The organism is Streptococcus pseudopneumoniae ATCC BAA-960 = CCUG 49455, from assembly GCF_002087075.1.
Classification (GTDB): Bacteria; Bacillota; Bacilli; order Lactobacillales; family Streptococcaceae; genus Streptococcus; species Streptococcus pseudopneumoniae.
In genome coordinates this window covers 13,482-38,567 of record NZ_MWSM01000018.1, presented here as the reverse complement: position 1 = coordinate 38,567, position 25,086 = coordinate 13,482, and the positions used below count along the sequence as shown (strand labels likewise).

The window sequence follows — 25,086 nt, the reverse complement described above, 5'->3', positions numbered from 1 at the left end:
GTATGATTTATTTAAGAAAGTTAAAGAAAGAAGATTTGATGTCTTTATGGGAAATGGCTTATTCACAGCTTAATCCAGTTTGGAAACAGTATGATGCTCCCTATTATGATGATTATCAGTATTTTTCAAATTTTAAAGAATTCGAACTACAAAAATCAGAATCCATTTTAAGCCACTCAAATCGCCTTGGTATTTTTGTTGATGATAAACTAGTTGGGACTGTTTCGCGTTATTGGGTATGTAAAGAAACAAGATGGATGGAATTGGGAATTGGTATTTATGATAAAAAATTCTGGAACACTGGTATTGGGAAAGTTGCTATGTTGCAGTGGATAGATAGGACGTTTCAGGATTACTTGGAGTTGGAGCATCTGGGTTTGACAACTTGGTCAGGAAATCTTGGTATGATGAAACTTGCTGAAAAATTAAGAATGAAAAAAGAAGCTCATATTCCAAAAGTTCGTTATTATCAAGGTAAATATTTTGATAGTATTAAATATGGTATTTTGAGAGAAGACTGGGAGAAAATAAATGACGGTTATTATCAAATCAATGGAAACTCCTGAAGAGATAGAAGGTAAATCCCTCGTTCACTGGCAAACGTGGAGAGAGGCTTATGATGACCTTTTGCCTGCAGAATTTCAGGAGACAATGACATTAGAAAGATGTCGACTCTTTAGTCAAAAGTATCCAGAAAATACATTGATTGCGATAGATGATCTGAAGGTAGTTGGTTTTATCAGTTATGGTAACTTTCGTGATGAGACTATTCAAGCTGGTGAAATTATTGCTTTCTATGTTTTAAAAGACTATTACGGAAAAGGCATAGCACAAAAGTTAATGAAAGCGGCTTTGACTGCTCTTAATCATTTTTCTGAAATTTTCTTATGGGTATTGAAAGATAACAAGCGAGCCATTGCTTTCTATCAAAAAATGGGTTTTACTTTTGATGGACAAGAAAAAATACTTGAACTTGGAAAGCCTATGAAGGAAAAACGGATGGTATTCTATTCTAAATAATTCTCAAAAGTAAAAGCTAATATGGTACCAAGTCTGAAAATTTAATAACTTAGAAAGCGAGTAAATTTATGTCCCGTTCCCAATTAACGATTTTAACAAACATTTGTCTGATTGAAGACTTAGAAACTCAGCGCGTGGTGATGCAGTATCGCTCTCCTGAAACCAATCGCTGGTCTGGTTATGCCTTTCCAGGAGGCCATGTAGAAAATGGCGAGTCTTTCGCGGAGTCTGTCATTCGTGAAATCTACGAAGAAACAGGATTGACTATCCAAAATCCTCAACTGGTCGGTATCAAGAACTGGCCACTAGATACAGGCGGGCGCTACATTGTCGTTTGTTATAAGGCAACTGAGTTCTCTGGTACCCTTCAATCTTCAGAAGAGGGAGAAGTTTCTTGGGTGCAAAAAGACCAGATTCCAAACTTGGATCTGGCCTATGATATGCTACCATTGATGGAAATGATGGAAGCTCCGGACAAGTCGGAGTTTTTCTACCGTCATCGTACAGAAGATGATTGGGAAAAGAAAATTTTCTAGTCTTTTACTAAATAACCTAGCTGATTCAAGGCCTCCTCGATATAGTGGAGGTCTTGTTGTGTCTCGGCTTCAACTAGGTGATAATGAATACCATCTGTTAACTCAGAAATTGGCTTAAAGTCAGAACGTTCAACTTGTTCTAGAAAATGTTGCACGTCGCGGCGACAGGTCAGTTTTAGTAAGGTTTCAATCTCTCCATAAACAGGATGATCAATCAAGATATTTTGAACGCGACCACCATTATCTACGATAGCAAGTAATTCTCGTCCAATTTCTTCAACTTCATGCTTGACCTTAAATAATTTGTGATGATAAGTATTTGCATTAGCATCTTTATAGATATAACCACGATTGGTAGATAGAATTGGAGATCCATCAGCTCTTAAAATTGCAATATCTTGAACAATAACTTGTCGAGTGACATGAAAGTGCTCAGCTAATCTTTGGCCATTGAGGGCTTTAGGAGCTTCTTTCAAGAGTTGGAGCAGGGCTTGTTTGCGATCTTTTGTCATAGTTCTTCCTTTTAACGGCGTTTTCGAAGCACTTTATAGACAGCTAGTGCTAATGTATAGTCTACCATACTATGGATAATTGTACCAAATCCAACTAGTACAAATAGAACATAAAACATATTTTCTACATTGGTACCAGAAGTTGCGTAAAAAACGACACAGGCCAATACTTCAGCAAGGGCATGAACAACAGCCAAAACAAAGTTGAAAATCCAGGAAGATTTTGGTTTATCTAGGGTATCGGGGAATTTTTGTAGGTAAAGAGCCCCCAAAGTCCCAAAAAAGATATGGGAAAAAGCTCGAAATACGATAACCATGGGGTAGCCAGCCATCAAGAATCCAAAACTAGAGGCTAGGATGACAAAAACAGCCATTAAGGGCGACAAGAACATAGCGATAAAAATAGCGATGTGGCTTCCCAAAGTGTAAGAAGCAGGTGGAATGACGATCTTGAAAGGCATAACAATTGGAATCAAAATCGCAATAGCTGTTAAGAGGGCAGTCATTGTCATAAATTGTGTCTTTTTCCGTGTATTCATAAGAATCTCCTTTTTATTGTATATACACTAGTATAGTACAATAAAATAGACAATAAAGCAAGGATTTACTTAGGTTTATAGGTTGTTTTTAAGTTAATACTCTTCGAAAACCTCTTCAAACTACGTCAGCTTCCATCTGCAATCTCAAAACCGTGTTTTGAGCAACCTGCGGCTAGCTTCCTAGTTTACTTTTTGATTTTCATTGAGTATAAATATTGGTAAAGATTTCACTGAAAAGAAACTGTATAGAGCAAAATCTCCACCTTCAGGTTTGAAAGCGGAGATTGTTTTTATTTTTTCAAGGTTTGTAGTCGTGGAACAATGGCTAGGGTTAGAATTGCAGAAATGACCAATTCAGCAATTGAATTTGTTGAGATAACGGTTGCCAGAAGAAGTTGGATATTTCCATTATAAACATTTCCAAATAGGAAGAAGATTCCTCCAAGGACAAAGATAGTATTTGTCAAGGAACCAAGAGCCCCAGCTAAAATCAGACCAGTCTTGTTTTTCATCAGTTTATAGACTAAGTAAGGAGTTAAACCAATCAAAATACGTGGGACAATGGCAATGATAGCTGAGTAGATGTTCCCATTTGGTACGAAGGGAGAGAAGAGGTAGCTTGTCGGTAGAATCGTAATCGTGTTAACCGTCAAGCTAAGTAGCCCCATCAAAAATCCAAGTGTAACCCCAACTCGTGGACCATAAATAATGCTGGCAATAATGACAGGAATATGAACAATGGTCGGTTTGATTGGAAATGGAAAAAGGTTAAAGATAAGTGAGCTCAGAAAGTGTATCACGAGCATGGTAGCAAAAAAGATAGCAATGGGTGCAATATTAGAGCGTTTTTTCATCGAGAGTTTCCTTTATTCTTTCTAAAATAATTGTGAGGTCGGCTAAAGCTCCTCGTCCATGGTCGCCACAAGCTAGTAGGGATTCCTTAGGAGCAATCAGCTGATAGCCGTAGGCTTCTAATGTTTTCAGATTAGCCTGAGTTGCTGGATGGTCATACATTTTTGTATTCATAGCTGGTGCGATGAGTTTGGGAATATGACTGGGCAGGGCTAGAGCTGTACAGGTTACCATGTTATCCGCAAAGCCGTGGGCTAGTTTTGCAATAGTGTTAGCAGTTGCAGGGGCCACGATAAATAAATCCGCCTTTTTTCCAAGTTCGATATGATTGACTTGATCAGGATAGGGTTCCTTCATAACATCCAAGTGGACAGGATTCTGCGATAAGACCTGTAGTGTTAAAGGTTGGATAAACTCTGTAGCAGCCTGAGTCATTAAGACAGTGACTTGATGACCCTGTTTTTTTAGAGAACTGACTAAATCTGCCGACTTGTAAGAGGCGATTGAGCCCGTTACAGCCAAGAGAATGTTTGCCATAGCTTTCCTTTCTATGAATGATAGGCTTGAATTTTTTCAAGGAGGAGTTCTGCAATTTCTTCTTTAGTCTGGGCTGTTTGAAGCTGATCTTTTTCGACAAAGATAGCTCGGTGCTGATCTGCTGAAATTTGAGTCAGGTCATTCGCGATGATTAAATCTGCTTGATTCTTGATAAGACTTTTTCGTGCAATGTCAACCAGATGATCTTCGGTAACATCAACCAGCAGTTTGAAACCAATCAGATGAATAGTAGGATTCCATTCCTTGACTAGGGATATGATTTTGGGTGTCTTTTTAAGGAACAAAACCTGAACCTCATCAGTTGAAGAAATCTTGGCCTGATGATTCTGCTTGCTTAAAAATTCTTTTAGATTGGAGCTAGCCTGAACTTCCTCAAGCCCTGTCATATAAACAGGAGTGTAGTCAGATACGGCCATTGAGTGAATCAAGACCTGATAATCCTGAATACGTTCTTGCATTTCAAGGAGAAGGTCGTTTGTATTGTTAATTTCTTGAATGCTTAGGTTGGGATGGGCTTTTGGCTTCAAAGCTCGTTTTGTCGTCATTAAACAAACTTCATGTCCTGAAGCAAGCAAAGTCTCTGTGATGATTTTGCCCAAGCGACCTGTAGAATGGTTAGTGATAGAGCGGACGCTATCGATAGCTTCGCTGGTACCGCCCGATGTAACTAAAATTTTCATAGCACTATTGTACACAAAAATAAACGGTAAGTAAAATGAAAGTGATAAATTTTTGGTAGAAACGAATATTTACTATAGTTTCAAACTATAAAGCCATATAAAATTTAAGAAAGGGCTCTAAAAATCTTAAAAAAATGGATATTTACGAACGTTTAGAGAGTTTGAGGATGTTAAAAATCTTGTTTTGTGATATAATGAATTATCATATAAGAGGTTAGAGGAGTTTTGAATGAAAACAGATATTGAAATCGCACAGAGTATTGAGTTGAAGCCAATCGTTGATGTTGTAGAGAAACTTGGTATTTCTTACGATGATTTGGAGTTGTATGGAAAGTACAAGGCTAAGCTTAGCTTTGATAAAATTCGTGCAGTTGAGAGCAATCCAGTTGGGAAATTGATTTTGGTTACTGCCATCAATCCAACACCTGCAGGTGAAGGAAAATCAACTATTACCATTGGTCTTGCGGATGCCTTGAACAAGATTGGCAAGAAAACCATGATTGCTATCCGCGAACCGTCTCTTGGTCCAGTCATGGGGATCAAGGGGGGTGCTGCTGGCGGTGGTTATGCTCAAGTTCTACCAATGGAAGACATCAACCTTCACTTTACTGGAGACATGCATGCCATTACGACTGCCAACAATGCTCTTTCTGCCTTGATTGACAACCACTTACATCAAGGGAATGAGTTGGGAATTGACCAACGTCGTATCCTCTGGAAACGCGTTGTGGACTTGAATGATCGCGCCCTTCGTCATGTAACTGTTGGACTTGGTGGCCCTCTAAACGGTATTCCACGTGAGGATGGATTTGACATTACAGTTGCTTCTGAAATCATGGCCATTCTTTGCTTGGCAACGGACATCGAGGACTTGAAACGTCGTTTGTCCAATATCGTTATTGGTTATCGCTATGACCGTACGCCTGTTTCTGTAGGTGATTTGCAGGTTGAAGGTGCCTTAGGATTGATTTTAAAGGATGCTATTAAGCCAAACTTGGTTCAGACAATTTACGGTACACCTGCCTTTGTACACGGTGGTCCATTTGCTAATATCGCTCACGGATGTAACTCTGTCTTGGCAACAAGCACAGCCCTTCACTTGGCTGATTACACAGTTACTGAAGCTGGTTTTGGTGCAGACCTTGGTGCCGAGAAATTCCTTGATATTAAGACACCAAACTTGCCAACATCTCCAGATGCAGTTGTCATTGTCGCAACCCTTCGTGCCCTTAAGATGAATGGTGGTGTGGCTAAAGATGCTTTGACAGAGGAAAACGTAGAGGCAGTTCGTGCCGGTTTTGCCAACTTGAAACGCCATGTTGAGAACATCCGTAAGTTCGGTATTCCAGCAGTTGTAGCAATCAACGAATTTGTATCTGATACAGAAGCTGAAATCGCAGCCTTGAAAGAACTTTGTGCTTCTATTGATGTGCCAGTTGAACTAGCAAGTGTCTGGGCTGATGGTGCAGAAGGTGGAGTAGCACTTGCTGAAGCGGTTGTCAAGACTATCGCTGAAAATCCAGCTAACTATAAACGTTTGTATGATAATGACCTTTCTGTCCAAGAAAAGATTGAAAAAATTGTCACTGAAATCTATCGTGGTAGCAAAGTAAACTTTGAGAAGAAAGCTCAAACACAAATCGCTCAAATCGTTCAAAACGGTTGGGACAAATTGCCAATTTGTATGGCTAAAACTCAATACAGTTTCTCAGACAATCCAAATGCGCTTGGAGCACCAGAAAACTTTGAAATTACCATTCGTGAATTGGTACCAAAATTAGGTGCAGGCTTCATCGTTGCCATAACTGGTGATGTTATGACCATGCCAGGTCTTCCAAAACGTCCAGCAGCTCTCAACATGGATGTTGAAAGCGATGGAACTGTACTAGGCTTGTTCTAGTGGATTGAAATTGACTTTGAGAGACTGGGTAAAAACTCAATTTCAGGAGAAAATGAAGTAAATTTTCCCATAATAGAGCGCATAATATCAAGGTTTTTCAACACCGGATATTATGCGTTTTTTGAGTTTAAATATTTTTGCCCTACCTATTTCTTATTTGCTGCAAGCAGTTCATCAATAAAATTTAGTCCTCTTTCCCTTGGGAAGAGGCTTTTTATACTCAATAAAAATCAAAGAGCAAACTAGGAAACTAGCCGCAGATTGCTCAAAACACTGTTTTGAGGTTGCAGATAAGACTGACGAAGTCAGGAACCATACCTACGGCAAGGCGACGTTGACGTGGTTTGAAGAGATTTTCGAAGAGTATTAATACTAGGAAAAGGACAGTTAAAACCTTCTGTGTTATACTAGAGATATGTTAGATTTGAAAGAATACGGTATTGTCATGTGGCCAGAGGAGAAGATTATTTCTTTCCGTGAGAAACTTCTCAGTTGGTATGATGAAAACAAAAGAGATTTACCCTGGCGTAGAAGTAAAAATCCTTATCATATCTGGGTTTCTGAAATTATGCTCCAGCAGACCAGGGTGGATACAGTTATCCCTTACTACGAAAGATTCCTGGACTGGTTTCCAACTGTCGAAAGTTTGGCGAATGCGCCTGAAGAGCGTTTGTTGAAGGCTTGGGAGGGACTGGGATATTATTCTCGAGTACGCAATATGCAGGCTGCAGCCCAGCAGATTATGACTGATTTTGGTGGCCAATTTCCAAATACCTATGAAGGAATTTCCAGTTTGAAAGGGATTGGCCCTTACACAGCAGGAGCTATTTCCAGTATCGCTTTTAACTTGCCTGAGCCAGCTGTAGATGGTAATGTCATGCGGGTCTTGGCGCGTCTGTTTGAAGTCAACCATGATATTGGGATTCCAAGTAATCGCAAAATTTTTCAGGCAATGATGGAAATCTTGATTGACCCAGAGCGTCCGGGTGATTTTAATCAAGCTTTGATGGACTTGGGGTCTGATATTGAGTCTCCTGTAAATCCCAGACCTGAAGAAAGCCCAGTCAAGGACTTTAGTGCGGCATATCAGAATGGAACCATGGACCGTTATCCAATCAAGGCTCCCAAGAAAAAGCCAGTTCCCATTTATCTAAAAGCCTTGGTGGTCAAAAATACTCAGGGACAATTTTTACTTGAAAAAAATGAAAGTGAAAAGCTATTGGCAGGTTTTTGGCATTTCCCATTGATAGAAGTTGATAACTTTTCGCAAGAAGAGCAGTTTGACCTCTTTCATCAGGTTGCAGAAGAAAGTGTGAATTTTGGCCCCAGTCCAGAGGAGAGTTTCCAGCAGGACTATGACCTAGATGTTGCTTGGCTTGATGTTTATTTTGAGACTGTCAAGCATGTCTTTAGCCATCGCAAGTGGCATGTTCAAATTGTAGCCGGTCAGGTGACTGACTTCCATGATTTTTCAGATAGGGAAGTTCGCTGGCTTTCACCAGAAGAATTTAAGAATTACCCACTTGCCAAACCCCAACAAAAAATCTGGCAGGCTTATGCAAAAGCCAACTTAGACAGTAACAAAGACTAGCTATCGTGTCTTCTTGTTATTTTTTTGGTATAATAGTAGAGAAAAAGGTGAACATATGAAAAAAATACTAATTGTAGATGATGAGAAACCAATCTCGGATATTATCAAGTTTAATATGACCAAGGAAGGTTACGAAGTTGTAACTGCTTTTAACGGTCGTGAAGCGCTAGAGCAATTTGAAGCAGAGCAGCCAGATATTATTATTTTGGATTTGATGCTTCCGGAAATTGATGGTTTAGAAGTTGCTAAGACCATTCGTAAGACAAGTAGTGTACCTATTATCATGCTGTCGGCTAAAGACAGCGAATTTGATAAGGTTATCGGTTTGGAGCTTGGGGCGGATGACTATGTAACCAAACCCTTCTCAAATCGTGAGTTGCAGGCGCGTGTTAAAGCTCTTCTGCGTCGTTCTCAACCTATGCCAGTAGATGGGCAGGAAGCAGAAAGTAAACCTCAACCTATCCAAATTGGGGATTTAGAAATTGTTCCAGACGCCTACGTGGCTAAAAAATATGGCGAAGAACTAGACTTAACCCATCGTGAATTTGAGCTTTTGTATCATTTGGCATCGCATGCAGGTCAAGTCATTACGCGCGAACACTTGCTTGAGACTGTCTGGGGTTATGACTATTTTGGTGATGTCCGTACGGTTGATGTGACTGTCCGACGTCTGCGTGAGAAGATTGAAGATACGCCCAGCCGACCAGAGTATATCTTGACGCGCCGTGGTGTAGGGTATTACATGAGAAATAATGCTTGATTTACTGAAACAAACCATTTTTACCAGAGATTTTATCTTTATCCTGATTTTGTTAGGTTTCATCCTTGTTGTGACCCTCCTATTACTGGAGAATAGACGTGATAATATTCGATTGAAGCAAGTCAATCAAAAGGTTAAAGATTTGATTGCAGGAGATTATTCCAAGGTTCTTGATATGCAAGGTGGATCTGAAATCACCAATATTACCAATAATTTGAATGACTTGTCGGAGGTTATTCGTCTCACTCAGGAAAATCTAGAACAAGAAAGTAAGAGGCTAAATAGTATTCTGTTTTATATGACAGATGGGGTTCTTGCGACCAATCGTCGGGGGCAGATTATCATGATTAACGATACAGCCAAGAAGCAACTGGGGCTGGTTCAGGAAGATGTTCTGAATAGAAGCATTTTGGAAGTACTCAAGATAGAAGAAGACTATGAATTGCGTGATTTGATTACCCAAAGTCCAGAATTGTTGCTAGATTCCCAAGATATTAATGGCGAATATTTGAACCTTCGAGTTCGCTTTGCCTTGATACGTCGAGAGTCTGGCTTTATTTCAGGTTTGGTGGCTGTTTTGCATGATACGACGGAGCAGGAGAAGGAAGAACGCGAACGGAGACTCTTTGTTTCCAATGTTAGCCATGAGTTACGGACTCCTTTAACCAGCGTGAAATCCTATCTTGAAGCCTTGGATGAGGGAGCTTTGTGTGAAACTGTAGCACCAGACTTTATCAAGGTTTCTCTTGATGAAACCAACCGTATGATGCGCATGGTGACGGACCTCCTTCATCTTTCACGGATTGATAATGCTACCAGTCATCTAGATGTGGAACTGATTAACTTCACTGCTTTTATTACCTTTATCCTCAATCGTTTTGACAAGATGAAAGGACAGGAAAAGGAAAAAAAATATGAGTTGGTGAGAGATTATCCCATCAATTCTATCTGGATGGAAATTGATACAGATAAGATGACACAGGTTGTCGACAATATTTTAAATAATGCTATTAAGTATTCGCCAGATGGGGGTAAAATCACTGTCAGAATGAAGACAACTGAAGACCAGATGATTTTATCCATTTCTGACCAGGGTTTAGGGATTCCTAAGCAGGATTTACCACGTATCTTTGACCGTTTCTATCGTGTGGATCGTGCTAGAAGTCGTGCACAAGGTGGTACAGGTCTAGGACTGTCTATCGCTAAAGAAATTATCAAACAACATAAGGGCTTTATTTGGGCCAAGAGTGAATACGGCAAGGGTTCAACCTTTACCATTGTGCTCCCTTATGATAAGGATGCAGTGAAAGAAGAAGTATGGGAGGACGAAGTAGAAGACTAGAATGAGTGAAATAGGCTTTAAATACAGTATTTTAGCGTCGGGTTCCAGTGGAAATTCCTTTTATCTGGAAACCTCAAAAAAGAAGCTTTTAGTGGATGCAGGCTTGTCTGGTAAGAAAATTACCAGCCTACTTGCTGAAATTAACCGCAAGCCAGAAGACCTGGATGCCATCTTGATTACGCATGAGCATTCAGACCATATCCATGGAGTGGGCGTTTTGGCTCGCAAGTATGGTATGGATCTTTATGCCAATGAAAAGACCTGGCAGGCTATGGAAAATAGTAAATATCTTGGCAAGGTGGACTCGTCGCAAAAGCATATCTTTGAGATGGGCAAAACCAAAACCTTTGGAGATATCGACATCGAGAGTTTTGGTGTAAGCCATGATGCAGTCGCACCGCAGTTCTATCGCTTTATGAAAGATGATAAAAGTTTTGTCCTTTTGACAGATACAGGTTATGTCAGTGACCGTATGGCAGGGATTGTCGAAAATGCGGACGGCTATCTTATCGAGTCCAACCATGATGTAGAGATTTTGCGAGCAGGTTCTTACGCTTGGCGACTCAAACAACGAATCCTATCGGATCTGGGTCACCTTTCTAACGAAGATGGCGCCGAAGCCATGATTCGGACGCTAGGAAATCGCACTAAGAAAATCTACCTAGGACATTTGTCTAAAGAGAACAATATCAAGGAGCTGGCTCACATGACCATGGTCAATCAGCTAGCACAAGCTGATCTGGGAGTCGGAGTAGACTTTAAGGTTTATGATACCTCACCAGATACCGCAACACCCTTGACAGACATATAGAAAGAACGCTGAGAAGGTGTTCTTTTTATATTGACTGAACACCTAAAAAGTAATACAATGGTGTTACCATTAAAAAAGGGAGTGCAAAAGATGACTACTATTACATTAAAAGTTTCTGAAGCTGATAAAACATTTATGAAAGCAATGGCTAAGTTTGAAGGAGTTTCCCTGTCGGAACTTATTCGCACCAAAACTCTTGAAGCTCTAGAAGACGAATACGACGCTCGTGTGGCAGATTTAGCCTATCAAGAGTATTTAGACGACTTGGAAAAAGGAGTTGAACCCATTACTTGGGAAGAAATGATGCATGATTTAGGCTTGGAGGATGAATAATTTGTATAAATTAGTTCCGACAAGACGTTTCATCAAGCAATTGAAAAAATTGGACCGTTATACGCAGAAGCTAATTACAAACTATTTACAAACCAATGTTTTGGAAGACCCAAGACGACACGGAAAGGCTTTGGTTGGTAATCGTGTTGGTCAATGGCGCTATAGAATTGGTAATTATCGAGTTATCGTACAAATTGTAGATGATGAATTAGTAATTGCCACTCTAGAAGTTGGTCATCGGAGAGATATTTATTGAATTACTTTTTTCCAAGTAAATTTTCATTCTTTAAAATATGATATAATAGGGCTTACAATATAAGAGAGGTTGCTTATGACAATAGATATTAGTGAAGAAAGTTTATCTAAAGAATCGGCTGACTTATTAAAAATTCTTTTAAAAGATCGAACGACAAAGAAATCAATTGTTTGGGCTACGCATTCTTATGAATTGTTAGGAAAGGGATTTGCTCCAAGTGATCGCATCAATCCAAGTAAGGTGACGGGAACCTATGCCAACTTGATTCAACCCAGATCTGAAAAATCCAAATATGAGCAAAAAGATCGGACTAAGATTAGAGCCGAAGTTTTTACGCCAACTTGGTTAGTTGAAAAGCAAAATGGTTACGTTGAAGCTGAACTTGAAACTCTGAATCTTGAAGATTATATCCAAGTGCGCTGGCTAGAAATTACCTGTGGTGAAGCACCTTATATGGTAACTCGCTATGATACAGTGACTGGTAAGGAAATTCCATTATCTGAACGAGTTGGTTTTGTTGATAGAAAATTGCAGCGCATTAGTCGTGAGGTCTCAGATGAAGTCACCTTTTATGAATTTGTAAAAAAAGCTTATCGAGCTTCTTATGGCTATGAGTATCAAGGAGATTCTCTCCTTTTGGCGCGTGAGAATCTTTTGGCAACTTTTGAGGACTATTATCTAGCTAAGACTGGAAATCAACCAACATTAGAGCAAAAGAAAGAAATTGCGACTATTATTTCTTACAATGTCTTTCAGATGGATGGATTGAAAAAAAGTAGTCCTTATTCAGCTAAACAAAAGCAATCTCAACAATTGAGTTTGTTTGCGGATGAGCTAGAAGTCCAAGAAGTAGAAGAATCTAAAACCCATATCAAAGACTGGAAAAAGAATAGAATGATAGGTTTTGAGCGCCTATCTAGCGAGGAAAGTGAAATGAAATTTGATGTCGTGATAGGAAATCCTCCGTATCAGGAAACAGGAGAAGCTAGAGATGAGCCGATATATCACTATTTTATTGATGAAGCTTATAAAATCGCAGATAAATCTATACTAATCACCCCAGCAAGGTTTTTATTTAAAGCTGGTCAAACTCCTAAAAATTGGATGGAAAAGATGCTAGAAGATAAGCATTTAAAAGTTCAATTCTATGAGCTTAAAAGCGATAAAGTATTCACAGGAACAGATATTAAGGGTGGAGTAGCAATAACTTATCGTGATGCTGATAAAGATTTGGGACCAATCGGAGTATTTACTATTTTTGAAACTTTGAATGGTATTGTAAAAAAAATCGAAAAACATCCAGAATTTGAAACTTTTTCTGATTTAGTTTATCCTCAAGGTATTTATAGATTTTCAAATAAACTTTTTTCTGATTATCCAAATGCTGAAAAACTGCAAGGAAAAGGAACAAAAAATAAAATTGTTTCGAAATCACTAACTCAGTTAGATTTTGTTTTCAAAAACAAAGAAGAAAAAGACCATGTTGCTCTACTTGGAAGAATTGGCTCCGAACGTGTTTATCGATATATTAATAAAAAATATTTAGATTTACCGGAAACATTCGAAAATTATAATGTTTTTGTACCAGAAGCTAATGGAAGTGGTGCCTTAGGTGAAGTCTTATCAACACCCCTAATCGGGGAACCCCTAATCGGGCATACAGATACTTTTTTATCTATTGGTAATTTTAAAACAAAATTTGAAGCCGATGCTTGTATTAAATTTATTAAAACTAAATTCGCTAGAGTATTATTAGGTGTTTTGAAAGTTACTCAGCATAATTCACGCAAAACTTGGTATTACGTCCCCCTCCAAGACTTTACGGTCAATTCGGACATTGATTGGACACAATCAGTGGCTGATATTGACCATCAGCTCTATCAAAAATATGACCTTTCTCCTGAGGAAATTGCCTTTATTGAGACACATGTAAGGGAGATGGATTAGAAAAGTATTTTTATTTGACAAATAGCGCTCAGTGATCTATAATTGACACATAGGATTAGGTCAGGAAGCATACGATGCCCTGACCCTTTTTGTACTTATGAGATGAGAAAGTCATTTGTTAGATAAATTGACTTGGTTAGCAAACGTTCAAAAAAGGAAAACTTATGCCAGTAGAAATTAAAACCACTAAAGAGATTCATCCTAAAATCTATGCCTACACCACACCGACAGTAACCAGTAATGAAGGCTGGATTAAGATTGGGTATACAGAACGTGATGTCACACAACGTATCAAGGAGCAAACGCATACAGCTCATATAGATACAGACATATTATGGACTGGTGATGCAGCTTATACAGAAGAGCCTGATAAGGGGAAAACTTTCAAGGATCATGATTTCCACCATTTCTTGTCTTTCCATGATGTAGAACGTCGTCCTAAGACGGAATGGTTCTATTTTAATGGAACTCCTGAAAAATCTAAAAATCTATTCGATAAATTTGTTCAGCATGATTTGTCTGGTTATCAACCTGGAAAAGGACAGGACTATACTCTGCGACAAGAGCAAGAAGAAGCAGTTGCTAAGACATTAGCTTATTTCCAAGAACATGCTGGAGGCAAATTTCTCTGGAATGCCAAACCACGATTTGGTAAAACCTTGTCTACCTATGACCTAGCTCGTCGAATGGAAGCTGTTAATGTCCTAATTGTAACAAACCGCCCTGCCATTGCTAACTCATGGTATAATGATTTTGAAACATTCATAGCAGGCCAGACGACTTACAAGTTTGTTTCTGAATCAGATAGCCTTAAGAGTCGTCCAACTTTGTCACGTAAAGAATTTGTTGGTATTTTAGATGACGATGTAAGACAACTTGCTTTTATCAGTCTCCAAGACTTGAAAGGTTCTGTTTATTTAGGTGGAGAGCACGATAAACTCAAATGGGTGACTGATCTGCATTGGGATTTGTTGGTTATTGACGAGGCTCATGAAGGAGTTGATACCTTCAAGACTGACCAAGCCTTTAATAAGATTCGACGGAATTTTACTCTGCATTTGTCAGGTACACCATTTAAAGCATTGGCTAAGGGAGATTTTACCGAGGAGCAAATCTATAACTGGTCTTATGCTGATGAGCAGGCAGCCAAAACTATTTGGTCGCCTGAGCAAGAAGAGGAAAATCCATATGAAACCTTACCTCAGTTAAATCTCTTTACCTATCAAATGTCTCAGATGATTGGTGAAGAGCTAGAGAAAGGCGCTCAACTTGATGGTGAAAATATTGACTATGCTTTTGACTTGAGTGAATTTTTCGCTACAGATGATAAAGGTAAATTTATCCATGAGCAAGATGTCAGAAATTGGTTAGATACTCTATCAAGCAATGAAAAATATCCATTTTCAACCAAAGAACTCCGTAATGAACTCAAGCATACTTTTTGGCTTTTAGAACGTGTCGCTTCGGCCAAAGCATTAAAAGCCCTACTAGAAGAACACCCCATCTATGAAAACTATGAGATCGTTCTAGCTGCTGGTGACGGACGTATGTCCGAAGAAGACGATAAAGTCAAACTCAAATCCTTGGACTTGGTTAGAAAAGCGATAGCAGGTAATGACAAAACCATTACCCTATCCGTCGGTCAATTGACGACAGGTGTCACTATCCCTGAGTGGACAGGTGTATTGATGTTATCGAATTTGAAATCACCTGCACTTTATATGCAGGCCGCCTTCCGTGCTCAAAATCCTTACTCATGGATCGATAACAAAGGAAATCACTTTCGCAAAGAAAGAGCCTATGTATTTGACTTTGCGCCGGAAAGAACCTTGATTCTCTTTGATGAGTTTGCCAACAACTTATCGCTTGCGACTGCAGGAGGCGGCGGGACTTCGACAACTCGTGAAGAAAACATCAGAGAATTACTCAATTTCTTCCCTGTCATAGCTGAAGACCGTGCTGGTAAAATGGTTGAAATTGATGCCAAGGCGGTTCTAACCATTCCTCGCCAGATAAAAGCTAGAGAAGTTCTTAAACGTGGCTTTATGTCCAATCTATTATTTGATAATATTAGCGGTATTTTCCAAGCTAGTCAAACAGTTCTAGATATTTTAAATGAGCTGCCAGTTGAAAAGGAAGGGAAGGTACAAGATAGTTCTGATTTATTAGACTTTTCAGATGTTACAGTCGATGATGAGGGAAATGCAGTAGTAGACCATGAAATTGTAGTTAATCAGCAAATGCGACTTTTTGGTGAAAAAGTTTATGGGCTTGGTGAATCTGTTGCTGAGTTAGTCACAAAAGATGAGGAACGAACTCAAAAACAATTGGCAAATGATTTGAGTAAGACAGTTTCTTCAGTGATTGTAGAAGATTTAAAAGCTGAATACAATCTTAAAACTCGGGAAACAGACCAAATCAAGAAGCAAATTACAGCAATATTTGAGAATGAAATTCGAAAAAATGATATCGAAAGAAAAATTTCTGAAGCTCATATCAAGCAAGAATTGCAGCAACAAATCAAGGAAGCGGTTGATAAGGAGCAAAAGGATAAGATTCAAGAAGATTTTGATAAACGTTTAGAAGAAAATAATCTCATTCACAAAGAAAAACTAGAGCAAACACTCAAAGAAGAAGTGGAAAAAATGCCTGAGAAGTTTATCGAACAGGTTGAGATAAAACGTGTTGAACAGTTAAAACAATCAGCTCAAGATGAGATTCGTGACCATCTTCGAGGATTTGCACGAACAATTCCAAGTTTCATCATGGCCTATGGCAATCAATCTCTAACACTTGATAATTTTGATACCTTTGTTCCTGAGCATGTTTTCTTTGAAGTGACTGCTATTACGATTGACCAATTTCGTTATTTGAGAGATGGTGGACAAGATTTTGCAGGACATCTCTTTGATCGAGCAACATTTGACGAAGCTATCCAAGAATTTCTTCGTAAGAAAGAGGAGTTGGCGGATTATTTTAAAGATCAAAAAGAAGACATTTTTGACTATATTCCACCGCAGAAGACCAACCAAATTTTCACTCCTAAACGAGTGGTGAAAAGGATGGTGGATGATTTGGAAAAGGAAAATCCAGGGATTTTTGATGATCCATCTAAGACTTTTATTGATTTGTACATGAAGTCAGGCCTCTATATTGCAGAATTGGTTAAGCGACTATATAATAGCGTAGGTATGCAAGAAGCCTTTCAAAATCCTGAAGAGCGATTAAAACATATCCTAGAAAATCAAGTTTATGGATTTGCCCCTTCAGAAATTATCTATAACATTTCCACTAATTTTATCTTTGGAAATCTTTCTAAAGATATCAGTAGGAAGAATTTTGTTTTAGAAGATACTATTCCAGCAGCTAAAGAAGGAAGAATTCAGGAGTTGGTTGATTCCTATTTTGAAAATAATTAAAAAGAAGGCTGAGTCAAAATTCTTTGAAATCAGAAAAAACGCATAAGATAAGGTATTGACAATCCTTGGTATTATGCGTTTTATTGTGGGAAGATGTATAATGGATTGAAATAAGATATGAACAAATCGATTAGGAATTTAAAGCATTTTATAACAACGTTTTAGAGTAACGGGGTACTATTTCATATGATACAGGAAAAAAACAACTCCCTGATGATTCAAGGAGTTGTCTATAGTTAAATTAATTTTTAGAAGCTTCTTAGAATTCTGGATTTTTCCATGCTTCGTCAATAATAGCTTGCAATTCTTTAGCAGATGCTTGCATTTTTTGAGTTTCTGCATCGTTCAATGGAATGTTTACTGGACGAACGATACCGTGTGCTCCAACGATAGCTGGTTGACCGATAAAGACGTTCTCAATTCCGTATTGACCTTCTTGGAATACGGAAAGTGGAAGTACTGCGTTTTCATCGTCAAGGATTGCTTTAGTGATACGAGCGAGGGCTACAGCGATACCGTAGTATGTAGCACCTTTCTTGTTAATGATTGAGTATGCAGCGTCGCGAACAGAAATGAAGAGTTCTACAAGGTCAGCTTCATTCAAGTCACGGTTAGCTTGCAACCATTGTTCCAATTTTACACCGGCAACGTTAGCATGTGACCAAACGGCAAACTCAGAGTCACCGTGTTCACCCATGATATAGGCGTGAACTGAACGAGCGTCAACACCGATTTTTTCAGCAAGGGCTTGACGGAAACGAGCTGAGTCAAGTGAAGTACCTGAACCGATGACGCGTTCTTTAGGGAAACCAGAGAATTTCCAAGTTGAGTAAGTCAAAACGTCAACTGGGTTAGCAGCAACAAGGAAGATACCTTTGAAACCTGATTCAACAACTTGAGTTACGATTGATTTGTTGATAACAAGGTTTTTACCTACAAGGTCAAGACGAGTTTCACCTGGTTTTTGAGGCGCACCTGCAGTGATCACAACAAGGTCAGCGTCTGCACAGTCAGAGTATTGAGCTGCATAGATTTTTTTAGGTGAAGTGAAGGCAAGGGCGTGACTAAGGTCAAGCGCATCACCAACAGCTTTTTCATGCAATTGTGGAATTTCGATAATTCCAAGCTCTTGTGCAATTCCTTGGTTAACAAGTGCAAAAGCGTAAGATGAACCTACAGCACCATCACCGACAAGGATAACTTTTTTGTGTTGTTTAGTTGAAGTCATTGTTCTAAACATCTCCTTAATTTTATTAGGGGATTTTCCCTAGACAACTTCATTCTATCACTTTTAAAAAACTTTGTCACGAATATGCCGTATAGTTCTCTATGTAAACGTTTTAGTGGTTTAGAGGCTGAAATAGATGGGAATTTATGGTATAATGTTGTTACTTACTAATTGTGAAATGAGGCATTTATTAATGCAGGATAAAAATTTAGTGAATGTCAATCTGACAAAGGAGATGAAGGCAAGCTTTATCGACTACGCCATGAGTGTTATCGTAGCGCGAGCTCTTCCTGATGTTCGAGATGGCTTAAAACCTGTTCACCGTCGCATTCTCTACGGAATGAATGAATTGGGTGTTACTCCAGACAAACCCCATAAAAAATCTGCTCGTATTACAGGGGATGTCATGGGTAAATACCACCCACACGGGGATTCCTCTATCTATGAAGCCATGGTCCGTATGGCTCAATGGTGGAGCTACCGTTACATGCTTGTAGATGGTCATGGGAATTTTGGTTCCATGGATGGAGATAGTGCTGCCGCTCAACGTTATACCGAGGCACGTATGAGCAAGATTGCTCTGGAAATGCTTCGTGATATCAACAAAAATACAGTTGATTTCGTTGATAACTATGATGCCAACGAACGGGAACCCTTGGTCTTGCCAGCGCGTTTTCCAAACCTTTTGGTTAATGGAGCAACTGGTATTGCTGTTGGGATGGCAACCAATATTCCACCTCATAATCTAGGTGAAACCATTGATGCAGTGAAGTTGGTCATGGATAATCCTGAAGTGACTACCAAGGAATTGATGGAAGTCTTGCCTGGTCCAGATTTTCCAACAGGTGCCCTTGTCATGGGGAAATCAGGTATCCACAAGGCTTATGAAACAGGTAAAGGTTCGATTGTCCTACGTTCTCGTACCGAAATCGAAGAAACTAAGACTGGCCGTGAGCGCATTGTTGTAACAGAATTTCCTTATATGGTCAACAAAACCAAGGTGCATGAGCATATTGTTCGCTTGGTTCAGGAAAAACGCATTGAGGGGATTACAGCAGTACGTGATGAGTCAAACCGTGAGGGTGTTCGATTTGTTATTGAAGTCAAGCGTGATGCCTCAGCCAATGTTATCCTTAATAATCTCTTCAAGATGACCCAGATGCAAACCAACTTTGGTTTCAATATGCTGGCTATCCAAAATGGTATACCGAAAATTTTGTCTCTTCGTCAGATTTTGGATGCTTATATCGAGCACCAAAAAGAAGTAGTTGTTCGTCGTACACGTTTTGATAAGGAAAAAGCGGAAGCGCGCGCTCATATCTTAGAAGGTCTCTTGATTGCGCTAGACCATATCGACGAAGTGATTCGTATCATTCGTGCTAGTGAAACGGATGCGGAAGCACAAGCTGAGTTGATGAGTAAGTTTAAGCTTTCTGAACGTCAAAGTCAGGCCATCCTAGACATGCGTCTTCGTCGTTTGACAGGTTTGGAACGCGATAAGATTCAATCTGAGTATGATGACCTCTTGGCTCTGATTGCGGACTTAGCGGATATTCTTGCTAAGCCTGAACGTGTTTCTCAAATCATCAAAGACGAATTGGATGAAGTTAAACGTAAATTTTCCGATAAACGCCGTACAGAGTTGATGGTTGGACAGGTCTTGAGTCTCGAGGATGAGGACTTGATTGAAGAATCGGATGTCTTAATTACCCTTTCTAACAAAGGATACATTAAACGTCTGGACCAAGCTGAATTTACTGCTCAAAAACGTGGGGGTCGTGGTGTCCAAGGAACAGGAGTGAAAGATGATGACTTTGTTCGTGAGTTAGTGTCAACTAGCACCCATGATCATCTGCTCTTCTTCACAAATAAAGGACGAGTTTATCGTTTGAAAGGTTATGAAATTCCTGAGTATGGTCGGACTGCCAAAGGGCTACCAGTAGTCAATCTCTTGAAATTGGATGAAGACGAAAATATTCAGACGGTTATCAATGTTGAGTCTGATCGCAGTGATGATGCTTATCTCTTCTTTACAACCCGTCACGGTATTGTGAAGAGAACCAGTGTTAAGGAATTTGCCAATATTCGTCAAAATGGTCTCAAAGCGCTGAATTTAAAGGATGAAGATGAGTTAATCAATGTCTTGTTGGCGGAAGGAGATATGGATATTATCATTGGTACCAAGTTTGGTTATGCAGTTCGCTTTAATCAATCAGCCGTTCGTGGTATGAGTCGTATCGCCACTGGTGTGAAAGGTGTTAACCTTCGTGAAGGAGACACAGTTGTTGGTGCCAGCTTGATTACTGATCAAGATGAGGTTCTTATTATCACAGAAAAAGGATATGGTAAGCGTACAGTCGCTACTGAATACCCAACAAAAGGTCGTGGTGGTAAGGGAATGCAGACAGCTAAAATTACCGAAAAAAATGGCTTGCTGGCCGGTCTTATGACTGTTCAAGGGGATGAGGATTTGATGATTATCACTGATACAGGTGTCATGATTCGAACCAATCTTGCCAATATTTCACAAACAGGACGCGCAACTATGGGAGTTAAAGTAATGCGCCTGGATCAAGATGCTCAGATAGTGACTTTCACAACGGTTGCGGTGGCAGAAAAAGAAGAAGTTGGGACAGAAAATGAAACAGAAGGTGAAGAATAATGTCTCATAAAAATAATAAAAAGAAAAACAAGCGAAAAAATCTGCTGACAAATATCCTAGCAGGATTTCTGATATTACTGTCACTGGCTTTGATTTTTAATGCGCAAATTCGAAATATTTTCATAGTCTGGAATACCAATAAGTATCAAGTTAGCCAGGTATCAAAAGAAAAATTAGAAGAAAATCAGGATACAGAAGGCAATTTTGACTTTGATTCTGTCAAAGCTATCTCTTCGGAAGCTGTTCTAACTTCTCAATGGGATGCTCAAAAATTACCAGTTATTGGGGGAATTGCAATTCCTGAATTGGAAATGAATTTGCCGATTTTTAAAGGACTTGATAATGTTAATCTCTTCTACGGAGCTGGTACAATGAAACGCGAGCAAGTAATGGGGGAAGGAAATTATAGTCTAGCTAGTCACCATATCTTTGGTGTTGATAATGCTAATAAAATGTTATTTTCTCCTTTAGATAATGCTAAAAATGGCATGAAGATTTATCTAACCGATAAAAATAAAGTTTATACTTATGAAATACGTGAAGTCAAACGTGTGACACCGGATCGTGTTGATGAAGTTGATGATAGAGAAGGGGTCAATGAAATCACATTAGTAACCTGTGAAGACCTTGCTGCTACAGAACGTATTATTGTCAAAGGTGATTTGAAAGAAACAAAAGATTATTCACAAACATCTGATGAAATCCTAACAGCTTTCAATCAACCATATAAACAATTTTATTAATACAAATCAGTGAAATCCAGAATTTCACTGATTTTTTTAAGATTTTCATAAAAATATAGTAAAATGAAATAAGAATAGGACGAATCGATCAGGACAGTCAAATCGATTTCTAACAATGTTTTAGAAGTATATGTGTACTATTCTAGTTTCAATCTACTATACTTGCCAAAAGGTTTCGGCTCCATCTTTACCTTCCATGTCAAAGGTGGGGAGGCAGAAGCCCGCAAGGTCATTGATCATTTAGAAATCTTTTCTGATCTTGCAAACGTGGCAGATGCTAAATCGCTTGTTGTCCATCCAGCAACAACCACTCATGGTCAATTGTCAGAAAAAGACCTAGAAGCAGCAGGTGTCACACCAAACCAAATCCACTTGTCTATCGGTCTTGAAAATGTAGAAGATTTGATTGGAGACTTGCGCTTGGCCTTGGAAAAAATTTAAAGTAACAGAAGATAAACAGTGGGTTTTGACTCACTGTTTTTGATTTTCCTTCAGGCATGATATAATGGTTACAGAAGTCTAGAAAGAGGAATGTAATGAACGAAATCAAATGTCCCAACTGTGGGGAAGTCTTTACAGTAAATGAAAGCCAGTATGCTGAACTTTTGTCCCAAGTGAGAACGGCAGAGTTTGATAAGGAACTACACGATAGGATGAGGCAAGAACTGGCCTTGGCTGAGCAAAAGGCTATGAATGAGCAACAGACTAAACTGGCTCAGAAGGATCAAGAAATTGCGCAATTACAGAGTCAGATCCAAAACTTTGATACAGAAAAAGAATTGGCCAAGAAAGAAGTTGAACAGACAAGCCATCAGGCCCTCTTGGCTAAGGACAAGGAAGTACAGGCTTTGGAGAACCAATTGGCCACTTTGCGTTTAGAGCATGAAAATCAACTGCAAAAGACCCTTTCTGACCTAGAAAAAGAACATGTTCAGGTCAAAAATCAGCTCCTCTTGCAAGAAAAGGAAAATGAGTTGTCTTTGGCTTCTGTTAAGCAAAACTATGAAGCCCAGCTTAAAGCAGCTAGTGAACAAGTCGAGTTTTATAAGAATTTTAAGGCTCAACAATCTACAAAAGCCATTGGGGAAAGCCTAGAACAGTATGCAGAGAGTGAGTTTAACAAGGTCCGTAGTTTCGCCTTTCCAAATGCCTACTTTGAGAAGGATAACAAAGTCTCTGCGCGTGGGTCTAAGGGAGACTTCATCTTCCGTGAGTGTGATGAAAATGAGGTAGAGATTATCTCCATTATGTTTGAGATGAAGAATGAAGCTGACGGAACAGAGAAGAAGCACAAGAATGCAGATTTTTACAAGGAATTGGACAAGGACCGTCGGGAGAAGAACTGTGAATATGCCGTTTTAGTGACCATGCTTGAGGCCGATAACGACTACTTTAACACAGGGATTGTTGACGTCAGTCACGAGTATGAAAAGATGTATGTGGTTCGTCCTCAATTCTTTATTCAGTTGATTGGGCTCTTACGTAATGCGGCTCTTAATTCTTTAAAATACAAGCAGGAGTTAGCGCTTGTTCGCGAGCAAAATATCGACATTACACATTTTGAGGAAGACTTGGATGCTTTTAAACTAGCCTTTGCTAAGAACTATAATTCAGCTTCGACCAACTTTGGAAAAGCTATTGATGAAATCGACAAGGCCATCAAACGCATGGAAGAGGTTAAGAAATTCCTGACCACATCTGAAAACCAACTCCGTTTAGCTAACAACAAATTGGAAGATGTCTCTGTTAAAAAATTGACCCGGAAAAATCCAACCATGAAAGCGAAATTTGAAGCATTGAAGGGGGAGTAGAAAGCAAAAATGAACGGTATTATCAACTTAAAAAAAGAAGCAGGAATGACCTCGCATGATGCGGTTTTTAAACTGCGTAAGATTTTGGGCACCAAGAAAATTGGTCATGGTGGGACCTTGGATCCAGATGTAGTGGGTGTTTTGCCCATTGCGGTTGGCAAGGCGACCCGCATGGTTGAGTTTATGCAGGACGAGGGTAAGATCTATGAGGGGGAAATCACTCTGGGCTATTCCACGACGACTGAGGATGCTAGTGGGGAAGTGGTCGCAGAAACCTCTGTTTTGTCTCCCTTGGATGAAAAGCTTGTTGATGAAGCGATTGCGAGCTTGACTGGGCCTATTACCCAGATTCCCCCTATGTATTCGGCAGTTAAGGTTAATGGTCGCAAGCTCTATGAGTATGCGCGTGCTGGTCAGGAAGTGGAGCGTCCAGAACGTCAGGTGACCATTTATCAATTTGAGCGAACAAGTCCGATTTCTTATGATGGCCAACTTGCCCGATTCACTTTTCGTGTAAAATGCAGTAAAGGGACTTACATCCGTACTTTGTCAGTTGATTTGGGTGAAAAGCTTGGTTATGCGGCTCATATGTCTCAGTTAACTCGTACTAGTGCTGCTGGCTTACAATTAGAAGACGCACTGACCTTGGAGGAAATTGCTGAAAAAGTAGAGGCTGGCCAATTGGACTTTCTCCATCCTATAGAGATTGGGACAGGTGATCTTGTCAAAGTTTTCCTAAGTCCAGAAGAAGCTACAGAAGTTCGCTTTGGTCGTTTTATTGAGCTAGACCAAACGGACAAAGAACTGGCTGCCTTTGAAGATGATACATTGTTAGCCATTCTAGAAAAACGGGACAAACTCTACAAGCCAAGGAAGGTTTTTAGCTAGATCCTTTAGGAATAAAAATCGGGTGATAGATAACAATTGCTTGATAAAACCCCATACTAATAGTAGAATGGGGTTGGGAATTATAATATTCCAATTGTTGCGAGTTGTAGATACTCAAATAATCTATATAGAAATTTAGAGGTGTGAAATGAAGCAATTTAAAATTCTTTCAGATAAATATTTAGAGTCCATTACAGGTTCTGGTGGGAACTTAGGCCCAGGAGTATATTGTGTAGACGTTAAAGGTCGAGCAAAATGCAGTATCAATCATGGAGAGTTTTGGGGGTACACGGGAAGTGTAGTAGTCAATGGCTGGATTAATTATGGTCCATGGGCACCTAGACCAGGATTTGGTGTGATAATTCCATGATGCAAAATGAGTTTCGAGAAAGGGTGGAGCAACTTCTTCAACAAAAAGAAATAAATGAAAATAGTGAGTTGAGTCACCTGTTTCGTCTTGCTATACAAAATTTAGACAGAAATGAAAAATACCAATCGGTCATGGCCAATTTGAGTCAAGGGTTGTCGCTTTACCTCATGACGCATCATTACCAGGCACCTAAGTCTGTCATTGATTTTGGTTTATGGATTGCCAAAGCTCCTAGCCAGGAAAGAGGGAGACTGGCTTTCTTGCAGATGCTTGCTCAAACCCTACAGGGCTTTCGTTAAAACTATCGAACATCAGAGGGAAGACTCTG

At 39.4% G+C, this 25,086-nt stretch carries 25 protein-coding genes and 1 pseudogene; 20 read left to right on the top strand and 6 right to left on the bottom strand.

Translation table 11 applies throughout. From position 1 onward, the window contains the following. The first annotated feature begins 2 nt into the window (after positions 1 to 2). From B4W83_RS04580 to B4W83_RS04570, 3 genes are all read left to right on the top strand, one after another. Positions 3 to 566: a GNAT family N-acetyltransferase gene (locus tag B4W83_RS04580; RefSeq protein ID WP_000639828.1), complete on the top strand. Its 564-nt coding sequence runs from the start codon at positions 3 to 5 to the stop codon at positions 564 to 566. Further along, complete coding sequence (locus B4W83_RS04575; protein WP_000216015.1) at positions 532 to 1,020, top strand: GNAT family N-acetyltransferase; 489 nt, start codon at positions 532 to 534, stop codon at positions 1,018 to 1,020. The genes B4W83_RS04580 and B4W83_RS04575 overlap by 35 nt, the downstream gene beginning before the upstream one ends. A 68-nt stretch (positions 1,021 to 1,088) precedes the next feature. Next, the gene (locus B4W83_RS04570) at positions 1,089 to 1,556 is read left to right on the top strand and encodes an 8-oxo-dGTP diphosphatase (protein ID WP_000091552.1); all 468 of its coding nucleotides are present in this window, start codon (positions 1,089 to 1,091) and stop codon (positions 1,554 to 1,556) included. Here B4W83_RS04570 and B4W83_RS04565 read toward each other — a convergent pair. From B4W83_RS04565 to coaB, 5 genes are all read right to left on the bottom strand, one after another. Then, positions 1,553 to 2,068 (bottom strand): transcription repressor NadR, encoded by a 516-nt coding sequence (locus B4W83_RS04565; protein ID WP_000159170.1) that lies wholly within the window; start codon positions 2,066 to 2,068, stop codon positions 1,553 to 1,555. The two genes, B4W83_RS04570 and B4W83_RS04565, sit on opposite strands and share 4 nt — an antisense overlap. Positions 2,069 to 2,079: 11 nt before the next feature. Beyond that, the gene (locus tag B4W83_RS04560; protein WP_001097400.1) at positions 2,080 to 2,607 is read right to left on the bottom strand and encodes an ECF transporter S component; all 528 of its coding nucleotides are present in this window, start codon (positions 2,605 to 2,607) and stop codon (positions 2,080 to 2,082) included. Positions 2,608 to 2,897: 290 nt separating this feature from the next. Then, positions 2,898 to 3,461 (bottom strand): ECF transporter S component, encoded by a 564-nt coding sequence (locus B4W83_RS04550; RefSeq protein ID WP_000747408.1) that lies wholly within the window; start codon positions 3,459 to 3,461, stop codon positions 2,898 to 2,900. Continuing rightward, positions 3,445 to 3,996: a phosphopantothenoylcysteine decarboxylase gene (coaC, locus tag B4W83_RS04545; RefSeq protein ID WP_001284126.1), complete on the bottom strand. Its 552-nt coding sequence runs from the start codon at positions 3,994 to 3,996 to the stop codon at positions 3,445 to 3,447. Before coaC ends, B4W83_RS04550 begins: the two co-directional genes overlap by 17 nt. 11 nt (positions 3,997 to 4,007) lie before the next feature. Then, positions 4,008 to 4,697: a phosphopantothenate--cysteine ligase gene (coaB, locus tag B4W83_RS04540; RefSeq protein WP_000699529.1), complete on the bottom strand. Its 690-nt coding sequence runs from the start codon at positions 4,695 to 4,697 to the stop codon at positions 4,008 to 4,010. A 229-nt stretch (positions 4,698 to 4,926) separates the two neighbouring features. Here coaB and B4W83_RS04535 point away from each other — a divergent pair, with 229 nt between their 5' ends. The 10 genes from B4W83_RS04535 to B4W83_RS04490 all read left to right on the top strand — a co-directional run bounded on the left by B4W83_RS04535 (position 4,927) and on the right by B4W83_RS04490 (position 17,056). Then, a complete protein-coding gene (locus tag B4W83_RS04535; protein ID WP_000845265.1) occupies positions 4,927 to 6,597 on the top strand; it encodes a formate--tetrahydrofolate ligase in 1,671 nt (556 codons plus the stop codon). A 199-nt stretch (positions 6,598 to 6,796) separates the two neighbouring features. Beyond that, complete coding sequence (locus tag B4W83_RS12730; RefSeq protein WP_158083587.1) at positions 6,797 to 6,967, top strand: hypothetical protein; 171 nt, start codon at positions 6,797 to 6,799, stop codon at positions 6,965 to 6,967. A 45-nt stretch (positions 6,968 to 7,012) separates the two neighbouring features. After that, entirely contained in the window at positions 7,013 to 8,188 is a 1,176-nt protein-coding gene (mutY, locus tag B4W83_RS04525; RefSeq protein WP_000886137.1) for an A/G-specific adenine glycosylase, read from the top strand. 55 nt (positions 8,189 to 8,243) lie between these two features. After that, positions 8,244 to 8,948: a response regulator YycF gene (gene yycF / locus B4W83_RS04520; protein WP_000722069.1), complete on the top strand. Its 705-nt coding sequence runs from the start codon at positions 8,244 to 8,246 to the stop codon at positions 8,946 to 8,948. Next, positions 8,941 to 10,290, top strand: a complete 1,350-nt coding sequence (gene vicK / locus B4W83_RS04515; protein ID WP_000886221.1) for a cell wall metabolism sensor histidine kinase VicK — start codon at positions 8,941 to 8,943, stop codon at positions 10,288 to 10,290. The genes yycF and vicK overlap by 8 nt, the downstream gene beginning before the upstream one ends. A gap of 1 nt (position 10,291) precedes the next feature. Further along, positions 10,292 to 11,101, top strand: a complete 810-nt coding sequence (locus B4W83_RS04510) for an MBL fold metallo-hydrolase (protein WP_001289494.1) — start codon at positions 10,292 to 10,294, stop codon at positions 11,099 to 11,101. 90 nt (positions 11,102 to 11,191) lie between these two features. Further along, the gene (gene relB, locus B4W83_RS04505; RefSeq protein WP_007284772.1) at positions 11,192 to 11,434 is read left to right on the top strand and encodes a type II toxin-antitoxin system RelB family antitoxin; all 243 of its coding nucleotides are present in this window, start codon (positions 11,192 to 11,194) and stop codon (positions 11,432 to 11,434) included. Between the two features lies 1 nt (position 11,435). After that, positions 11,436 to 11,690, top strand: coding sequence for a type II toxin-antitoxin system RelE family toxin (locus B4W83_RS04500; protein WP_007284771.1), 255 nt, complete (start codon positions 11,436 to 11,438; stop codon positions 11,688 to 11,690). A gap of 75 nt (positions 11,691 to 11,765) precedes the next feature. Continuing rightward, positions 11,766 to 13,637 carry an Eco57I restriction-modification methylase domain-containing protein gene (locus B4W83_RS04495; RefSeq protein WP_000150988.1) on the top strand — a complete coding sequence of 624 codons (1,872 nt, stop codon included), beginning with the start codon at positions 11,766 to 11,768 and terminating at the stop codon, positions 13,635 to 13,637. A gap of 164 nt (positions 13,638 to 13,801) precedes the next feature. Then, positions 13,802 to 17,056, top strand: a complete 3,255-nt coding sequence (locus B4W83_RS04490; RefSeq protein ID WP_001143846.1) for a DEAD/DEAH box helicase family protein — start codon at positions 13,802 to 13,804, stop codon at positions 17,054 to 17,056. Positions 17,057 to 17,315: 259 nt separating this feature from the next. Here the strand turns inward: B4W83_RS04490 and B4W83_RS04485 are convergent, their stop codons facing one another. Then, positions 17,316 to 18,284 carry an L-lactate dehydrogenase gene (locus tag B4W83_RS04485; protein WP_000204732.1) on the bottom strand — a complete coding sequence of 323 codons (969 nt, stop codon included), beginning with the start codon at positions 18,282 to 18,284 and terminating at the stop codon, positions 17,316 to 17,318. A 193-nt stretch (positions 18,285 to 18,477) separates the two neighbouring features. Between B4W83_RS04485 and gyrA the strand changes: the two genes are divergently transcribed. From gyrA to B4W83_RS04450, 7 genes and pseudogenes are all read left to right on the top strand, one after another. Beyond that, positions 18,478 to 20,946, top strand: coding sequence for a DNA gyrase subunit A (gyrA, locus tag B4W83_RS04480; protein WP_001153001.1), 2,469 nt, complete (start codon positions 18,478 to 18,480; stop codon positions 20,944 to 20,946). After that, on the top strand, positions 20,946 to 21,689 hold the full coding sequence (gene srtA / locus B4W83_RS04475; RefSeq protein WP_000018518.1) for a sortase SrtA: 744 nt from the start codon (positions 20,946 to 20,948) through the stop codon (positions 21,687 to 21,689). Before gyrA ends, srtA begins: the two co-directional genes overlap by 1 nt. 159 nt (positions 21,690 to 21,848) lie before the next feature. After that, positions 21,849 to 22,130 (top strand): annotated as a pseudogene (locus B4W83_RS04470) (PLP-dependent transferase); the annotation flags it as partial. A 95-nt stretch (positions 22,131 to 22,225) separates the two neighbouring features. Next, entirely contained in the window at positions 22,226 to 23,500 is a 1,275-nt protein-coding gene (locus B4W83_RS04465; protein ID WP_001002630.1) for a DUF2130 domain-containing protein, read from the top strand. 9 nt (positions 23,501 to 23,509) lie between these two features. Beyond that, the gene (gene truB / locus B4W83_RS04460; protein WP_001013263.1) at positions 23,510 to 24,388 is read left to right on the top strand and encodes a tRNA pseudouridine(55) synthase TruB; all 879 of its coding nucleotides are present in this window, start codon (positions 23,510 to 23,512) and stop codon (positions 24,386 to 24,388) included. Between the two features lie 148 nt (positions 24,389 to 24,536). Beyond that, positions 24,537 to 24,758: a hypothetical protein gene (locus tag B4W83_RS04455; RefSeq protein WP_000808578.1), complete on the top strand. Its 222-nt coding sequence runs from the start codon at positions 24,537 to 24,539 to the stop codon at positions 24,756 to 24,758. Beyond that, positions 24,755 to 25,057 carry a bacteriocin immunity protein gene (locus tag B4W83_RS04450; protein WP_000983427.1) on the top strand — a complete coding sequence of 101 codons (303 nt, stop codon included), beginning with the start codon at positions 24,755 to 24,757 and terminating at the stop codon, positions 25,055 to 25,057. The genes B4W83_RS04455 and B4W83_RS04450 overlap by 4 nt, the downstream gene beginning before the upstream one ends. Positions 25,058 to 25,086: the final 29 nt, after the last annotated feature.

What these genes read in the sequence shown, in the direction of transcription:
- B4W83_RS04580 (WP_000639828.1), top strand. Translation starts at nt 3, where the DNA reads ATGATTTATTTAAGAAAGTTAAAGAAAGAAGATTTGATGTCTTTATGG.
- B4W83_RS04575 (WP_000216015.1), top strand. Translation starts at nt 532, where the DNA reads ATGACGGTTATTATCAAATCAATGGAAACTCCTGAAGAGATAGAAGGT.
- B4W83_RS04570 (WP_000091552.1), top strand. Translation starts at nt 1,089, where the DNA reads ATGTCCCGTTCCCAATTAACGATTTTAACAAACATTTGTCTGATTGAA.
- B4W83_RS04565 (WP_000159170.1), bottom strand. Translation starts at nt 2,068, where the DNA reads ATGACAAAAGATCGCAAACAAGCCCTGCTCCAACTCTTGAAAGAAGCT.
- B4W83_RS04560 (WP_001097400.1), bottom strand. Translation starts at nt 2,607, where the DNA reads ATGAATACACGGAAAAAGACACAATTTATGACAATGACTGCCCTCTTA.
- B4W83_RS04550 (WP_000747408.1), bottom strand. Translation starts at nt 3,461, where the DNA reads ATGAAAAAACGCTCTAATATTGCACCCATTGCTATCTTTTTTGCTACC.
- coaC (WP_001284126.1), bottom strand. Translation starts at nt 3,996, where the DNA reads ATGGCAAACATTCTCTTGGCTGTAACGGGCTCAATCGCCTCTTACAAG.
- coaB (WP_000699529.1), bottom strand. Translation starts at nt 4,697, where the DNA reads ATGAAAATTTTAGTTACATCGGGCGGTACCAGCGAAGCTATCGATAGC.
- B4W83_RS04535 (WP_000845265.1), top strand. Translation starts at nt 4,927, where the DNA reads ATGAAAACAGATATTGAAATCGCACAGAGTATTGAGTTGAAGCCAATC.
- mutY (WP_000886137.1), top strand. Translation starts at nt 7,013, where the DNA reads ATGTTAGATTTGAAAGAATACGGTATTGTCATGTGGCCAGAGGAGAAG.
- yycF (WP_000722069.1), top strand. Translation starts at nt 8,244, where the DNA reads ATGAAAAAAATACTAATTGTAGATGATGAGAAACCAATCTCGGATATT.
- vicK (WP_000886221.1), top strand. Translation starts at nt 8,941, where the DNA reads ATGCTTGATTTACTGAAACAAACCATTTTTACCAGAGATTTTATCTTT.
- B4W83_RS04510 (WP_001289494.1), top strand. Translation starts at nt 10,292, where the DNA reads ATGAGTGAAATAGGCTTTAAATACAGTATTTTAGCGTCGGGTTCCAGT.
- relB (WP_007284772.1), top strand. Translation starts at nt 11,192, where the DNA reads ATGACTACTATTACATTAAAAGTTTCTGAAGCTGATAAAACATTTATG.
- B4W83_RS04495 (WP_000150988.1), top strand. Translation starts at nt 11,766, where the DNA reads ATGACAATAGATATTAGTGAAGAAAGTTTATCTAAAGAATCGGCTGAC.
- B4W83_RS04490 (WP_001143846.1), top strand. Translation starts at nt 13,802, where the DNA reads ATGCCAGTAGAAATTAAAACCACTAAAGAGATTCATCCTAAAATCTAT.
- B4W83_RS04485 (WP_000204732.1), bottom strand. Translation starts at nt 18,284, where the DNA reads ATGACTTCAACTAAACAACACAAAAAAGTTATCCTTGTCGGTGATGGT.
- gyrA (WP_001153001.1), top strand. Translation starts at nt 18,478, where the DNA reads ATGCAGGATAAAAATTTAGTGAATGTCAATCTGACAAAGGAGATGAAG.
- srtA (WP_000018518.1), top strand. Translation starts at nt 20,946, where the DNA reads ATGTCTCATAAAAATAATAAAAAGAAAAACAAGCGAAAAAATCTGCTG.
- B4W83_RS04465 (WP_001002630.1), top strand. Translation starts at nt 22,226, where the DNA reads ATGAACGAAATCAAATGTCCCAACTGTGGGGAAGTCTTTACAGTAAAT.
- truB (WP_001013263.1), top strand. Translation starts at nt 23,510, where the DNA reads ATGAACGGTATTATCAACTTAAAAAAAGAAGCAGGAATGACCTCGCAT.
- B4W83_RS04455 (WP_000808578.1), top strand. Translation starts at nt 24,537, where the DNA reads ATGAAGCAATTTAAAATTCTTTCAGATAAATATTTAGAGTCCATTACA.
- B4W83_RS04450 (WP_000983427.1), top strand. Translation starts at nt 24,755, where the DNA reads ATGATGCAAAATGAGTTTCGAGAAAGGGTGGAGCAACTTCTTCAACAA.